Consider the following 13,939-nt stretch of genomic DNA (forward strand, 5'->3'; position numbering starts at 1 on the left):
GGTATATCCAGGTGCGATCAGGCGGCAGCCCGCCCATGGACGTGGCGTTTGTCCTGCCCGACCACGAGACGCAGCCGCCGATCTTCCAGCCTGCCTATTGCGGAAAAGGGGCGATATACACGATTGAGGTGGAGGACGTTGACGAGGAATGCAGCCGGCTGGAAAAATCGGGAATAAAGGTGGCACTTGCGGTGCGCAACGAGCCCTGGGGCGAGCGCCACTTTGCAGTTATAGACCCAAACGGCATGCCAGTCAACATATCGCAGATGATAGAGCCTGCAAAGGAATACCTGCCCTACTTCAAGTGAACTGGCATGAAAAAGAAAAGCGGCCTTGCAGGATTGAAAAACATCGGCCCGACGATAGAAAAAAGACTAAACGAAATTGGGATAAAAAACAAGAGCGACCTGGAAAAGGTGGGGGCCGCAAAAGCCCACCGGATGATCCGGGACAGAAACCCCGGCAAGACGATGCCTGTCTGCTATTACCTGTATTCCCTGCAGGGCGCGCTGATGGGCAGGCACTGGAACGACCTTCCAGAGAAAACAAAAGAGCAGCTGTTAAAGCAAGTCAGGTGACCTTTTGCATCGCGTTGCGCTTTATTACGAGCTCGTGCACGGTCGCAACCACCAGCGCGGCCTGCAATATGTAGCCGCCAGTTATCAAGACGGCCGCGTTGAGCGGCTTTGAGAACGTGGTCATTATCTCTACGTGCGGGGGCGCAAGGGAATTGCCGATAATGACGACGGTGGCAAGCGGTATGCACGCGTACAGGTGCTTCCTGTAGCCCATGAACGTCAATACTGCAAGCGTAATGAAAGCGATTTCAATCGCTATGGCCCTTTCCAGAAACATCGGGTTTCCGGTCGGGATCGCAATCACCCCGACTATGCTGATTACGACAAGCACGTACGCGACAGGGCGCACCTTCAACGATGCAAATTTGCGCAGATCGCAATTAAAGCCTTTCATGCGTTTAGTTTAATACCACAATGGCACCATTTCAACGACATGAAAGTTGCCCGCATACTAAAGACCAATGAACCATTAAAGGTGGAAAATATCGATACTCCAAAGCCTAAGGGCGATCAGGTCCTTGTAAAAGTTGAAAGCGTAGGCGTCTGCCACAGCGACCTGCACCTTTGGGAGGGCGGCTATGCCGGCCCGCAGGGCGTTTTCATGAAGGTCGAAGACCGCGGCGTGAAATTCCCGCTGACGCCCGGCCACGAGATCGCCGGCTCGATAGCCGATCTGGGCGAGTCTGTAAAGGGCTTTCAAAAGGGCGAGCGGGTGCTCGTCTACCCGTGGATAGGCGAAGGCTCGTGCCCCGCGTGCAGGGCCGGCGAGGAGAACGTCTGCGACGCGCCCAAGTCGCTTGGCGTCTACCAGGACGGAGGCTATGGCGAGTACGCGCTCGTGCCGAATTTCAAGTATCTGGTAAAGCTGGGCGACTTTGACCCAAACGCCGCAGCATCACTGGCCTGCTCCGGCCTGACGGCCTATACGGCGGTGAAAAAGGCGGCAGTCAAGGACGGAGAGACGATGGTCATCGTGGGCGCCGGCGGCCTGGGCCTGATGGCAGTCCAGATAGCCAAGGCGATAACGGGCGCCAGGGTGGTGGTGGTAGACATTGGGGAAAAGAACCTGGAGGAGGCGAAAAAGCTCGGCGCAGACCACACCATAAACTCGGGCTCGGCCGATCCGGTGCAGGCGGTAAAGGACCTGACCAAGGGCCTCGGCGCAGAAGCGGTAATCGACTTTGTCAATAACACAAAGACGGCGTCAAACACTTTCAACATGCTGAGAAAGCGCGGCAAGATGATAATGGTCGGACTTTTCGGGGGCTCGATGGAGGTAAACCTGCCGCTCATCCCGCTGCGCGCCTATACGCTGACGGGCGCCTACACCGGCAAGTACGCCGACCTTGTCGACCTGGTCGAGCTGGCCAAGAAGGGCAAGGTGCAGTCGATAGTGTCGCGCAAGTTTACGCTCGACGAGGCAAACACGGCGCTTGAAGAGCTAAAGGCGCGAAAAATAGTCGGCAGGGCGGTAATCAACCCCTAGCCGGCTACTCTACTAGCAGCCTGCTCGTGATGTCCTTTACGACCACCGATTTTATGTTCACGAATTCCTTTATGCCAAACTCTGATAGCTCGCGCCCGATGCCTGACTTTTTGACGCCGCCAAATGGCAGGCGCGGGTCTGACTTGACCATCTCGTTCACGGACACCATGCCCGACTCTATCTGGCGGGCCAGCTTTATCCCGCGCTCGATGTTGTTGGTCCAGATGCTGGCGCCAAGGCCAAACTCGGAATTGTTGGCCTCCCTTATTGCGTGCTCCTCGTTTTCAACCACGATTATGGGCGCCGCCGGCCCAAACACCTCCTCCCTTACCATCTCCATGTCGTGGCTCACGTTTGAGACGATGGTCGGCTCGTAAAAGTAGCCGTCCCGGTTCACGTGTCTGCCACCCGTTAGGACCTTGCCCCCCTTTGCCCGGGCGTCGTTGACCTGCCTTGCCAGTGCCTGCCTCTGGCTGTCGCGCACCAGCGGCCCGACCGTCGTCTTGGAGTCGAGCGGGTCGCCCACCACTTCTGCCTGCGCGTTTTCAACAAACATTTTCGTGAACTTGTCTGCGACTTCCCTTACCACGATGAACCTCTTTGCCGAGATGCAGCTCTGGCCGGTGTTCAAGAGCCTCGACTGCGTCGCCATGTGCGCGGTCTGGCCCAGGTCCGCGTCTTCAAGCACGACAAACGGGTCGCTGCCGCCCAGTTCCAGCACGAATTTTTTTAGGTCCTTTGACGCCAGCTCTGCGACGCGCCTGCCGGTGTTCAAACTTCCAGTTACGGACACCGCGTCAATGTCTGCCTGCACCAGCGCCTCGCCGGCGCGGTAGTCGCCTATCACCACCTGGAATGTGTTTTCCGGAAAGCCCGCGTCGTCAAACGCCTGCTTTAGCTTGAGCGATGTCCCAAGGCAGATGCTCGAGTGTTTCAGCACGCCCACGTTGCCCGCAGTCAGCGCCGGGACTGCAAACCTCATCACCTGCCAGAATGGAAAATTCCAAGGCATGATGGACGCGACCACGCCCAGCGGCTCAAATGACACAAAGCTCTTGCGGAACTCTGTCGGGATTATCTGGTCGCGCAAAAACACCTCGGCGTGCTCGGCATAATAGTCGCAGACCCACGCGCACTTTTCGATTTCCGCAAGCGACTGCTTGATGGGCTTGCCCATCTCCTCGGTGATAATCATGCCATTGTTTTCGCGGTTTTTCCTCATCACGCGGCCGAGCCTGCGCACGAGCTCTGCCCGCTCTGCCAGGTCGGTCTTTTTCCATTTCGCAAAAGCCTCCCTCGCCGTCTTGACCTTGCGGCCCACCTGCTCTGCGCTTTCATTATCATAACTGGCGATGGCCTTGCCGGTCGCCGGGTTCACTGTCTGGATCTGGGACATGGCAATAATTTACATTGCATACTAAAAGGTGTATCCCGCCGGCAGGATTTACTCCAGAACGGCGAAAGCCATCCTGTTTGAGCCTGCGACTCTTCGGTTACTGCTACCTGTACGCCCGATAGGCTGTTACACGCGGTCAGCAAAGTTGCCGACATCTACAGCCGAAAGCTCTACCAGGCTGAGCTACAGCGGGACAAAAACGTTGACGGCAAGAATGCTATATAATCTAATCTTACAAGAGCCGCGCGACGTCAAGCGCGAAATACGATATTATCCTGTCGGCGCCGGCCCTCCTCATCGAGGCAAGCAACAGCGCCTTCCACTCCTCTTCGTCTATCCATCCCCGCATGCCTGCCGCCTTTATCATGGCGTACTCGCCTGAAACGTTCTGCACCGCCACCGGGACGCCAAACTGCTCCTTTGCTCTCTTTACAAGGTCCAGGTACGCCATGCCCGGCTTGACCATCACCATGTCGGCGCCTTCTGCAATGTCCAAAGCCATCTCCCTCATTGCCTGCCTGGGGCTGGCGTACGACACCTGGTACGACGCTTTGTCTATCTTTCCCTTCTTTGCAAACGCGGCTGACCTAAACGGCGCATAGAGCGACGACGCGTGCTTTGCAGAATACGACAGTATCCTTGCCCTGCTGCCTACCGCCTCGCGTATCGCCTTGACCTGGCCGTCCATCATGGCCGAAGGCGCGACGACATCCGCCCCTGCGTCAACGTGGCTTTTTGCTATCTGCGCGAGCATCCTGACAGTCGGGTCGTTTTCCACCTTTCCAGCCTGCAAAAGCCCGCAGTGCCCAGACAGATTGTACTGGCAGACGCAGACATCTGTGATGACGTTGATTGACCTGCCAAACACCGATTTGATTTCCCTGACTGCCTGCTGCACGACGCCGTTTCCGTCAACTGCAGCCGAGCCGTGCACATCCCTGCTGCCGGGTATGCCGAAAATTATCACTGACTTTATCCCCGCGTCCGCTATCTGCTGCAATTGGGACGCCACGCCACCGAGGGGCACCGCCGCCATGCCCGGCATCGCGCTCATGCCCTCCGGCGCCTTTTCCGACACAAACACGGGGCAGATGAGGTGCTCCCTGCGCAGTCCGGCCATTGCCAATATCTCGCTGTGCACATGCTGCAACGCCATATGCTGCAATGGCTGGCGCATATGAATATGTTATCTCTTTCCAAAAGATTGATAAAATATCCAAGCAGCAAGCCTGCATGCGCAAAGTCACGGTCGGCATCCCTGCATACAACGAGGAGAAAAACATCGCCAACCTGCTGAAATCCATAGAGGGCCAGGCAGGCGGCCTTGTGCACGAGGTGATAATTTCCGACGACTCCTCAGACGGGACGCCAGAGGCCGTGAGCAAGTTTCTCAGCCACTCGCGCCTTGACATCGTGCACCTGCACCACAAAAAAAGGAGGGGCGCGGCGGCTGCGTGGAACGAGATCTTTATGCGCGCTTCCGGCGACGCGATAGTGCTCTATGACGCCGACACCGTGCCGGCTCCAGACTGCACCGCCCGGCTGGCAGCTGCCCTTGGCGACGCAAGCCTGTGCGCCTCAAACTCGCAGCCCGTCCCTGCGAGGGGCATAGCCGGCAGGGCGTCCGCATTCATCTCGAGCTGGCTCCAGTCGATGAGGCAGGCGGGGCTGTCAAAATACACGGCCATGGGCAGGGGCCTTTCAATCGACGCGCCTGCGGCAAAAAAAATAGCCGTGCCCCGGGACATCATCGCCATCGACCTCTACCTGCAGTGCAAGGTGCTGGAGATGGGCCTTGTCGTGAAATACGACAACGAGGCGATAGTGTATTTCCAGCCTGCGGCAAGCATGGAGGACCTTGCGTCGCAGGTGATAAGGGCGGTCAACGGCCACTGCCAGCTGCGCGAGTATATTGCAAGGATGGGCATGAACCTGCCGCTCTCTGTCATGCTGAACAGGACCGCAAGGGCCATGGCGTCAGACCCCGTAGGCGCCGCGTCAACCGCGATCGGGTACGCCAGAATACCGTACTACAAAAGGAGGCTGGCCGGCACAAACTCGGCGCTTTGGCACACCGCCAAGAGTTCCAAGTCGGTTGACATGCGCATGCTTGACGGATCCATGTCGCACACCTTTTTATGACAGCGGCCGTATCCAGTCGGCAGAGTGTGGGATGGAGGCCCAAAAGAGGCAGGAAACGGTCGTCAACAACGGCCTGGCCTGGACGGACATGCAGAGGCCCGCCTATGCCGACCTTGCCGAGGTCAGCCGCAATCACCCTTCGTTTCACAAGCTCAACTTTGAGGACTCGCTGTCCAAGATCCAGATACCCAAGATAGACCGCTACGACGACCACCTGTTCATCGTGCTCCACTTTCCCACGCCGGACAAAGAGCGCGGCTTTGTGTTCTCCCAGCTGTCCATGTTCGTCGGCTCCGACTACCTCATCACCGTGCACCAGGGCGAGCTTAAGCCCATCGAGGAGCTGTTCAGCATGTGCAAGGCCGACGAAAAGATGCGCCAGACCATAATGGGCAGGTCGTCCGGCTACCTCCTGCACAAAATAATCGACACGCTGGTCGACGACCTGTTGCATCTGTTGATGAAGGTGGTGGGCAACATCGACGACGTGGAGGACCTCGTGTTTGACGAGCGCATATCCGTGTCGCGCCAGATAGCGCTCCTGCGCCGCGAGATAACGACTCTCAGGCGCATAGTCATCAATATGAAGCGCATAGTCGTCGAGCTGACCCGGGACGTCCAACGCTTTTCAAAGGAGGACCTCGGCCCGTATTTCAAGGACGTGCAGGACCACGTGGACAAGGTGCACGAGGCCCTTGAAGAGGCCAAGGAGACTGTCGAAATCTACAAGGACACGGACTTTGTGCTCAGCTCTGAAAAGACCAACAAGATACTCGCCGTCCTCACGATAATATTCACGCTGTCAATCCCGGTCACGGTGGTGAGCACCTTTTACGGCATGAACGTCGCCCTGCCCGGTGGCATAGAGACGGGGCCGTGGAACCAGCTTGGGCCGTACACGACGCTTATCTTTGTCATCCTGGTCTCGGCGGCGCCTGCCGGGCTGATGTTCATCTACTTTTACAGGCTCGGATGGCTCGAGGCCCACCGATAATTATCATTTTATTTCCCAAAAATAGAGTAATTTTACTGCTGAAAGCTCGGCAATGCAAGATTTCCTGATTGCGTGAGCAAACAGTATATATCCTGCCGATCACTGATTGATGAAGGGTTGGCGGGCACAGGAGATATCGCGGGTTACGTGTGTACCCCGCATGGCAGGCAGTCTGCCCTGCTTGACGAATGGAAAAAAGCAGCCAACATCGTCGACATGTATTTCGTGACTGCTACATTTTCTGACGAGAGCGTTCCCTACTTTCCAAACAAGGCCAACAACTATGTCCTCGCGTCCTTCAAGGAGATGCCCAGCGTGCTTGGCGACATCAAGAGCTACGGCATGGACCAGCTCGCCTTCATGTTCAGCTTTAACGGCCCGCTGTTTGAGCGCGCCGGCGAGAAACTCAACTATGTTTCATTGTATTTCACGAAATACACCAACGGGGACCCTGCGATAGGCGACCTTGCAAACGTGATTGCCCGGCGCGACCGCGTGAAAAAGGCGAGCCTTGCAGAAATGCAGCTGGTGGCGGCAGAGCAGCCGCGCTTTACGTTCCCGTACGCCAAGAACCTCGTCATCTTGGAAGTGGAAGGGTCGGAGACGCACCAGACGGACCAGAAATATTGCGAGCGGACACGGCGCGACGTGGCGAGAAAAGGCATAATGCTCAACAACCTCGTCAGCTTCTCGATACTTGAGAAGCTAAAGTAGTGCACAATGCGACTGTATTTTGCCATGTAACGAGCACCCACAAAGGCTAAAAGCGAACAGCGTTAAACTATTGCATGAATATCTTCCAAGCCAAGAGCATCGACGAGCTTGTGTGGGCTTGCCGGGAAGAAAAGGACATGGACAGGAAGGTGGCTTTGTACCACCAGATACGCGAAGCACTGTCGTTTCCTCCAGAGCTGGCCGCGCCGTCCATGATGACTGACGATTTTATAGACTCTGCGCTTGACAACGTCTAGAATCATTGCTGCGCAAAGTTGACAGTTTGGCGGCCGCATGCAAGGCAAACGTTAAATATGCAGGCTCTAGCTATTTTTTTTGAATTATATTGAGCAAGCCGATGGAACTTGGTGCTCTCAAAGTCGGTTCGTACATCATCGTCGACAACGAGCCATGCAGGATCGTCTCGTACGACCACAGCAAGCCTGGCAAGCACGGCTCTGCCAAGGCGAGGATAAACGCGGTGGGCGTCTTTGACGGCAGCACGCACCCGTTTGTAGGCCCTGTATCCTCCAGGGTGGATGTCCCGCTTATTGACAAGCGCAACGGGCAGATTATTTCAAAGAACGGCGACGTCCTCCAGATCATGGACCTTGAAACCTTTGAGGTGTTTGAGACTTCTTCCGTGGAAGACGAGATAAGGGACAAGCTCGCAGACAACCCAAACGGCCAGGAGATCGAGTACTGGAAGGTGCTCGAGCGCATAAAAATAGTCCGCCTGAAGGGCTAACCTTTTCCCTTTTTCGTTAAGTTCATACACCATGGCTAATGCTATTGCCGCTGGATGCTGATGACGTGAAGGAAGAGCCGTCTGACATCTTTGTGATGAAGATTATGAGTACTGAGGCATCCGACCTACATCCTTTTTGACCGCGGGTTGACAATCGCGTCCAGCGCGTTGCCGACAAGCGCAAACGCAAGGCCGGTTACCGCGATCATTACCCCCGGCGGGATTATCCACCACCACAGCCCGCGGACGGCGGCGCCGGAAGAGTTGGCGTCGTGCAGCATCTGGCCCCACGTCGGGACCGACGGGTCGCCAAGGCCGAGAAAAGAGAGCGCGGCCTCGCCCAGGATTGCGCCCGGCACCGCGATTGCAATGCTTGCAAACGTCAGCGGCAACAGCTGCGGGATGATGTGCCGGAAAATTATTTTCGTGTCGGACTGGCCCATCAGTTTTGCAGCCTCTACATACTGCAGGTTCTTTATCTGGAGCGCAAGGCTCCTGCTTATCTTTGCCATGCCGACCCAGCCAAAGATGACAAGGAAGCCAGTTATCAAAAATATGCTCCTGCCGACCGTGACTGACAGTATGACCAGCAGCGGGAGCGTCGGCAGCGAGTAAAAGATGTCGTTTATGCGCATCAGCCCCTCGTCGGTCCTGCTGCCCTTGTAGCCGGCCGCAACGCCGTAGACGAGGCCAATCAATATGGACGCTATCGAGACGGTGAGGCCGATAAAGAGGGCCACCGGCGCCGCCCAAAGTATGCCAGATGCAAGGTCGCGGCGCAGCTCGTCGGTGCCCATCAGGCCGTAGACCCTGCCGCCCAGTATTATCCCGGAATCAGTGACAGAGTCGCCCTGCTCAAAAAGGTAGAACGTCTCCTTGAATACGTACGTCCCTTTCAGCACCCTGTTTTCGCCAGAGTCCGAAAAGATCATTGCCTCAGGCCTGGCAGGATCGCGCTCATAGGAAAACTCTTCTACATAATCGCGCAGCGACTCTGCTATCGCGCTGTCGGTTGAAAACACCCGCGACGAAAAATCGTTCTGGCCTTCCTGCGCCGGCGGCAACGAGCTGAAATACACCCGGAACCCCCTGCCGTCCGGGCGCTCGACGTCTACCTGCAGCGCCGGCTGCGTTTCTCCGTACCTGGCAGAGTAGAGGAACATAAAGTCGCTGGGGTACGCGTCAAAATTGACGTCGACTGCGTACGAATGGGAGACAGTCCTGACGCCGTCCTCCGACGACTCTGAAACCTGCGCGTCGCCCATGCGCATAGCGACGTGCTCTGGCAGCCCTGCCCCGAACAAGTTTGTCCACGCCGGCGCAGCCGACTTGGGCTGGTCTATCCAGAAATTGGGGTTGTTCCACTGCCGGAACGATTCAAGCGGTATGGCGACGACAGAGTAAACAGTCATCACAAGCAGGCCGGCCAGTATGGCCGCGCCGAGAAGCCCGCTCTTTGACCTGCGGAACTCTCTTGCTATCTCTGACCCCGACAGGGCGGCGCTCATGCCACTTTTACCCTCGGGTCAAAGTACGCGTAGATGATGTCGGTCAAAAAGACGGTGATGACGAAAATGACCGTGGAAACATAGGTCAAGCCGATTATGACGGGGATGTCGAGCATCCCTATCGCCTGGTAATACAGCTGCCCCATGCCGGGCCAGTCAAAGACCGCCTCGACGGTTATCGCGCCGCCAAACGAGCCGGCCAGCGACAGCGCAATTACCGTAACAATGGGCGGGGCGGCGTTTTTCAGCGCGTGCGAATACAGGATCTTTTTCTCAGAGATGCCGGCCGCCCTTTTTGCCGCGATATAGTCCTCCCCAAGCACGCCTACGACAAAATACCTGACGATATACGCCCACGAGCCAAAGCCCACCAGCACCAGCGTTATCAGGGGCAGGAGCATATGATAAAGGAGGTCGCCGATGTAGGCCGGGTCGTCCGGCGCCGTCAAGGGCGTCGCCCTTGCGGGAAATATGTGGTACGCAAACGCAAAGGCAAAGATCATGAGCATGCCTACCCACCACGTCGGAAAGCTGCCGCTAAAGACGGCAAAGGCCGAGTTGAGTCTGTCGAGGATAGAGCCGGACCTGTTTGCCACGTACGCGCCCAGGTACAGGCCGATGACGGTAATGACGAGCGTGGACGTCGTAAACAGCAACACCGTCTTTGGCATCTTTTCAAGGATGATGTCGCGGACGTTTGACGAGCCTCCGTCGCTTGTGATAAAGTTGGACCTGCCGAGGTCAAGGGCCATCACGCGGACGACGGTGTTGAAAAAGCGCTTGGGCGAGTACCACGGCTCGTCAAGGCCGAGCGTCTTTATCTGCCTTTCAATGGCTGCATCAATGAACTGCTGCCGGTCGCCGGCGTTCTGGAATTTCAGGTTCCTGTGGTTGATGTCCTCGACTACGTAATACTTTACCCCGTCTGCCAGTATCCTGTCCATGGTGGGCCCGAGGAGCGCAATCGTGAGCACGAGGGTGGCAAAGAGCACGACTGCCATGTTTATGGAGCGCTTTACTATGAACCGGTAGAACCTTCCATCCATTGCCCTTCCCACTGCTCCTCCGAGTCAATGCTTGCACCATTCGCTTGCTATTATAGTTAGTCAGCTCATGGACACTATCACGGTCGCAGCCACGATGTCGGGCTTGAACGCCTGGTTGCTGCTGGCAAACACCTTGACCTGGTTGGGGCCGGCTGACAGTTTCGCAGTCTCTGCCGGCGCCAGCTCTACCTTGAATGTGCCGACCTTGTCAGACGCCTTGGCTATCCCCTTTATCACGACGTTGCCGGCCTTGTTTGAGATGAAGTAGCTGACCTCCGCGTCGTTGCTCGGCTTGCCGTCGACCTGCAGCGTTATCGTCGCAGTGGCGGCCTTGCCTGCCTTTATCGTCCTTGGGATCTCTGACTTGACTATCTTGGCCAGCTTGGGGTTTTCATACGCCGCAAACTCGCCTACCTTGAACGGGTACGAAGCGTCGCGGAACGCCTTGACCGTTATCGTCCTGCCGGCGATGTTGTAACTATCCAAATAAAATGGCCCGTTGCCGATGGCTGCGCTCTTGTGCACGTCAATCCACTTTATGCTTGCGTCATAGCGCTTTATCGCGTCGGCAGCGCTGACAGTCCCTTTTAGCGCCGCGGGGACGTAATTTTCCTTCTTCATCTTTTGCAGCTCCTCCTTTACCATCCTGGCGTGCTCTGGCACTATCAGGTCGAGCCACTCGACGTTATTGACCGTCGCCTCGCTCCTTGAATATGCTATCTTGCCGTCCTGCACCAGCCTTTCCGTGGCAGCAGTTATCTCCCAGGGCTCGCTTGCCCACACGGCCGCAAACTCGGCTATCTCTTTTTCGTCATAGTGCCAGTAATCGACGTACGACTCGAATCCTGTTTTCGTGAACTTTACTCCCTTTATCAGGGGCAGGTTCGGGCCGGCAAGGGACGTGAACTCGGGGTCGACGGTCCTGTCGTTTTCGCCGAGGTTCGTGCCCCATTCAAACGTAAAGTAGTAAGAGTAAAGCAGGTCTGCCCTGTCCATCTGGGCGCCGTGGTGCCACTTTGAATACATCGGGGTGAACGCGACCTTGCTCATGACCTTGCTTCCCTTGGCGGCTGCCCACTTTTGCGTCGCAGGGTCCCACACCTTGGCGTCCCTTACAACGTTCAGCTTGCCGTCGGGGCCTTCGCTGGTTATCTTGGTCCACTGGACCCGCATCGGGATTATCTCGCCGGTATACGGGTGGCGGAAAGTGGCAGGGTCCACTACCGTGTAGTAAACGTCGCGGCTGTACGTGTCCTGCAGGCCGCCGACGCCGTTCCACGCGCCTTGGTGGATCTGCTTGACGCCGATGTCAAGTGATCTGTTATTGTCGTGCCTGGCGTTTGCGGCCGAGTACTTGCTCGTTATGCCGGCGCCAAAGTCGTTGACGAGCCCCTTGACGGAAGGCGACGCTATGAACGGGTCGGTTTTCTGGTTGACAAAAATCCTGACTGACTCTTGTATGCCCATCCTGACTGCCTGTCTTACAAGCTCGTTTCTCTCCGGCTCTGACGTAAAGTTGGCAAACAGTATCCTCTGGCTTGTGCCGTCAAGCGTCGCGTTCTGGTACTGCCAGAAGGCAGGGTTCTGGAACCCCGGCATCCTGCCGTACCACGGGGCGTACATCTGCGCAGGGATTACTGGGTTGTATTTCACGAAAACCGAAGTGCCTGCAAAGCCCTCGGTGTATACGTGCCATTTCAGCTCTTGCGGGTCAGAGCCGTAGACGACTGTGTTGGCCTTGTTAAGGTCGCCGTACTCTTTTTCAGCCTTGAAGCCTATCTTTTCCAGCCTTGAGGCGACGTCCTCGCCGATCAGCTTGCGCGGCGCGTCGTCCTGCCTTATTAGTATCTTTACCGCAACCTGCTTGCCGCTGTACATCCATTTCCCATTTTCCTTTGCGGCGCCGGCCTTTTTCAGCGCGTCTGTCATCATCTTGTCGGCAAGCTGCGGGTTGTGGCGGAAGCCAAATGACTCGACCGAGTCTATCAAATTGAGGTATTCCGGGGAATAGATGCCAAACGGGTCGACGAGCGGGCTGCCATAACCCTTCTGGAACTCGTTCACGGCCAGCTCGCGGTCGATGAGGTAGTTCATGGCAAACCTCACTTCCCTGAACTGGAACGGGTTGAGCACCTTCTTGTCCTTTGAAGGCGCGGGGTTCAAAAACAATCCATTGGAGCCGGCAATCCTTTCGTATATCTTGACCTTGGGGTCGTCCTTGACATCGTCGGCGACTTCGAGCGGGATCTTGAAATAATAGGCGTCAAGGCCGCCCGACCTGACCTCCTCGAGGGCGACGTTTTCGTCTTCATAATGGATAAATCGTATCTCGTCAGCATATGGGCCCTTTTTTGCCTGGGCAAAGGCGTTTGGCAGTGCAAAGCCGGCGACAAGTATCGATGCAAGCGCAAGAGCAAGAACCGCCTTGTGCATTCAACAGTATGCAGGATGGTTCACTAATATGTTTTTAGTAAAGTCCTCTGTCGGGGTCCGGGATTGCGGCGATGAGCGACTGCGTGTATGCGTGCTCCGGGTCTAGCAATACCTTGTCAATGGGCCCCGTTTCGACTATCCTGCCTGCGTTCATGACTGCGATGTCGTCGCCGACGTAGCGGGCGGTGGAAAGGTCGTGGGTGATATAGATGTAAGAGATGCCGTGTTTTGCCTTCAGGCCGTGCATCAGCTCCAATATCTCGCCACGGACCGAGACGTCCAGCATCGACACCGGCTCGTCTGCCACTATCAGCGCCGGCTTTGTCACGAGAGCCCTCGCTATCGCGACACGCTGGCGCTGGCCCCCCGACAGCATGTGGGGCAGGCGCTGCGCAATCTCGGGCGCCAGCCTGACTTCATCCAATGATATCAATACTTTTTCCTCCTTTTCCTTTTTCGAGCTCTTCCTGTCGTGGACGGTCAGGGGCTCCATGACAATGTCCATAACCTTCATGCGTGGGCTCAGCGAGGAATAGGGGTCCTGGTAGACCATGTGGACCGAGGCGCGAAAATGCTTTAGCTGACTGCCCTCATAGCGCGTCACGTCGTTGCCTTCAAACATTATCGAGCCGGCGTCCGGGTCTATTGCGCGCAGCACGAGCCTTGCTACTGTCGTCTTGCCAGAGCCGGACTCGCCTGCCAGGACCAGCACCTTGCCTCTCTCTAATGCAAAACTGACGCCGTCGACTGCCTTGACAAACTCGGCGCCCTTGAACATCTGGCGAAAGCCCTTTTTTACGGGGAAATACTTTTTCAGGTCCCGTGCCTCGACAAGCGCGCCCAATTGGCCAGTGTGCGGGGTCTGCCGATATAAACAATAGCCATGGGGAGGAT

At 56.6% G+C, this 13,939-nt stretch carries 15 protein-coding genes and 1 tRNA gene; 8 read left to right on the plus strand and 8 right to left on the minus strand.

Going from position 1 to position 13,939, the window contains the following annotated elements; all coding sequences use genetic code 11:
• Positions 1–308: VOC family protein (locus tag ACREAY_RS04505; RefSeq protein ID WP_431754568.1), on the plus strand; the 308-nt coding region annotated here is incomplete at its 5' end.
• A gap of 6 nt (positions 309–314) precedes the next feature.
• Positions 315–578: a TfoX/Sxy family protein gene (locus ACREAY_RS04510; protein WP_431754569.1), complete on the plus strand. Its 264-nt coding sequence runs from the start codon at positions 315–317 to the stop codon at positions 576–578.
• Here the strand turns inward: ACREAY_RS04510 and ACREAY_RS04515 are convergent.
• Positions 571–933, minus strand: coding sequence for a hypothetical protein (locus tag ACREAY_RS04515; protein WP_431754570.1), 363 nt, complete (start codon positions 931–933; stop codon positions 571–573). The genes ACREAY_RS04510 and ACREAY_RS04515 overlap by 8 nt on opposite strands.
• A gap of 78 nt (positions 934–1,011) precedes the next feature.
• Between ACREAY_RS04515 and ACREAY_RS04520 the strand changes: the two genes are divergently transcribed.
• Entirely contained in the window at positions 1,012–2,064 is a 1,053-nt protein-coding gene (locus tag ACREAY_RS04520; protein ID WP_431754571.1) for an alcohol dehydrogenase, read from the plus strand.
• A gap of 4 nt (positions 2,065–2,068) precedes the next feature.
• Here the strand turns inward: ACREAY_RS04520 and ACREAY_RS04525 are convergent, their stop codons facing one another.
• From ACREAY_RS04525 to hemB, 3 genes are all read right to left on the minus strand, one after another.
• Entirely contained in the window at positions 2,069–3,460 is a 1,392-nt protein-coding gene (locus tag ACREAY_RS04525; RefSeq protein WP_431754572.1) for an NAD-dependent succinate-semialdehyde dehydrogenase, read from the minus strand.
• A 33-nt stretch (positions 3,461–3,493) separates the two neighbouring features.
• Positions 3,494–3,653, minus strand: a tRNA-Tyr gene (locus tag ACREAY_RS04530).
• Between the two features lie 39 nt (positions 3,654–3,692).
• The gene (gene hemB / locus ACREAY_RS04535; RefSeq protein ID WP_431754573.1) at positions 3,693–4,616 is read right to left on the minus strand and encodes a porphobilinogen synthase; all 924 of its coding nucleotides are present in this window, start codon (positions 4,614–4,616) and stop codon (positions 3,693–3,695) included.
• Between the two features lie 77 nt (positions 4,617–4,693).
• Here hemB and ACREAY_RS04540 point away from each other — a divergent pair, with 77 nt between their 5' ends.
• The 5 genes from ACREAY_RS04540 to ACREAY_RS04560 all read left to right on the plus strand — a co-directional run bounded on the left by ACREAY_RS04540 (position 4,694) and on the right by ACREAY_RS04560 (position 8,058).
• Entirely contained in the window at positions 4,694–5,602 is a 909-nt protein-coding gene (locus ACREAY_RS04540; RefSeq protein ID WP_431754574.1) for a glycosyltransferase, read from the plus strand.
• A 31-nt stretch (positions 5,603–5,633) separates the two neighbouring features.
• On the plus strand, positions 5,634–6,596 hold the full coding sequence (locus tag ACREAY_RS04545) for a magnesium transporter CorA family protein (protein ID WP_431754575.1): 963 nt from the start codon (positions 5,634–5,636) through the stop codon (positions 6,594–6,596).
• Between the two features lie 147 nt (positions 6,597–6,743).
• Positions 6,744–7,310, plus strand: a complete 567-nt coding sequence (locus ACREAY_RS04550) for a hypothetical protein (protein WP_431754576.1) — start codon at positions 6,744–6,746, stop codon at positions 7,308–7,310.
• 74 nt (positions 7,311–7,384) lie between these two features.
• A complete protein-coding gene (locus tag ACREAY_RS04555) occupies positions 7,385–7,567 on the plus strand; it encodes a hypothetical protein (RefSeq protein WP_431754577.1) in 183 nt (60 codons plus the stop codon).
• A gap of 101 nt (positions 7,568–7,668) precedes the next feature.
• The gene (locus ACREAY_RS04560) at positions 7,669–8,058 is read left to right on the plus strand and encodes a translation initiation factor IF-5A (RefSeq protein ID WP_431754578.1); all 390 of its coding nucleotides are present in this window, start codon (positions 7,669–7,671) and stop codon (positions 8,056–8,058) included.
• A gap of 125 nt (positions 8,059–8,183) precedes the next feature.
• Here the strand turns inward: ACREAY_RS04560 and ACREAY_RS04565 are convergent, their stop codons facing one another.
• From ACREAY_RS04565 to ACREAY_RS04580, 4 genes are read right to left on the minus strand one after another with little or no spacing between them, the layout of a single operon-like run.
• Positions 8,184–9,566 (minus strand): ABC transporter permease, encoded by a 1,383-nt coding sequence (locus ACREAY_RS04565; protein WP_431754579.1) that lies wholly within the window; start codon positions 9,564–9,566, stop codon positions 8,184–8,186.
• The gene (locus tag ACREAY_RS04570) at positions 9,563–10,612 is read right to left on the minus strand and encodes an ABC transporter permease (RefSeq protein ID WP_431754582.1); all 1,050 of its coding nucleotides are present in this window, start codon (positions 10,610–10,612) and stop codon (positions 9,563–9,565) included. Before ACREAY_RS04570 ends, ACREAY_RS04565 begins: the two co-directional genes overlap by 4 nt.
• A gap of 60 nt (positions 10,613–10,672) precedes the next feature.
• Entirely contained in the window at positions 10,673–13,045 is a 2,373-nt protein-coding gene (locus tag ACREAY_RS04575; protein WP_431754580.1) for an ABC transporter substrate-binding protein, read from the minus strand.
• Between the two features lie 34 nt (positions 13,046–13,079).
• A complete protein-coding gene (locus ACREAY_RS04580; protein WP_431754581.1) occupies positions 13,080–13,889 on the minus strand; it encodes an ATP-binding cassette domain-containing protein in 810 nt (269 codons plus the stop codon).
• Positions 13,890–13,939: the final 50 nt, after the last annotated feature.

Source organism: Nitrososphaera sp. (genome assembly GCF_050748925.1).
In the GTDB taxonomy this organism is placed as follows: domain Archaea; phylum Thermoproteota; class Nitrososphaeria; order Nitrososphaerales; family Nitrososphaeraceae; genus Nitrososphaera.

What these genes read in the sequence shown, in the direction of transcription:
- ACREAY_RS04510 (WP_431754569.1), top strand. Translation starts at nt 315, where the DNA reads ATGAAAAAGAAAAGCGGCCTTGCAGGATTGAAAAACATCGGCCCGACG.
- ACREAY_RS04520 (WP_431754571.1), top strand. Translation starts at nt 1,012, where the DNA reads ATGAAAGTTGCCCGCATACTAAAGACCAATGAACCATTAAAGGTGGAA.
- ACREAY_RS04525 (WP_431754572.1), bottom strand. Translation starts at nt 3,460, where the DNA reads ATGTCCCAGATCCAGACAGTGAACCCGGCGACCGGCAAGGCCATCGCC.
- hemB (WP_431754573.1), bottom strand. Translation starts at nt 4,616, where the DNA reads ATGGCGTTGCAGCATGTGCACAGCGAGATATTGGCAATGGCCGGACTG.
- ACREAY_RS04540 (WP_431754574.1), top strand. Translation starts at nt 4,694, where the DNA reads ATGCGCAAAGTCACGGTCGGCATCCCTGCATACAACGAGGAGAAAAAC.
- ACREAY_RS04545 (WP_431754575.1), top strand. Translation starts at nt 5,634, where the DNA reads ATGGAGGCCCAAAAGAGGCAGGAAACGGTCGTCAACAACGGCCTGGCC.
- ACREAY_RS04555 (WP_431754577.1), top strand. Translation starts at nt 7,385, where the DNA reads ATGAATATCTTCCAAGCCAAGAGCATCGACGAGCTTGTGTGGGCTTGC.
- ACREAY_RS04560 (WP_431754578.1), top strand. Translation starts at nt 7,669, where the DNA reads ATGGAACTTGGTGCTCTCAAAGTCGGTTCGTACATCATCGTCGACAAC.
- ACREAY_RS04565 (WP_431754579.1), bottom strand. Translation starts at nt 9,566, where the DNA reads ATGAGCGCCGCCCTGTCGGGGTCAGAGATAGCAAGAGAGTTCCGCAGG.
- ACREAY_RS04570 (WP_431754582.1), bottom strand. Translation starts at nt 10,612, where the DNA reads ATGGATGGAAGGTTCTACCGGTTCATAGTAAAGCGCTCCATAAACATG.
- ACREAY_RS04575 (WP_431754580.1), bottom strand. Translation starts at nt 13,045, where the DNA reads ATGCACAAGGCGGTTCTTGCTCTTGCGCTTGCATCGATACTTGTCGCC.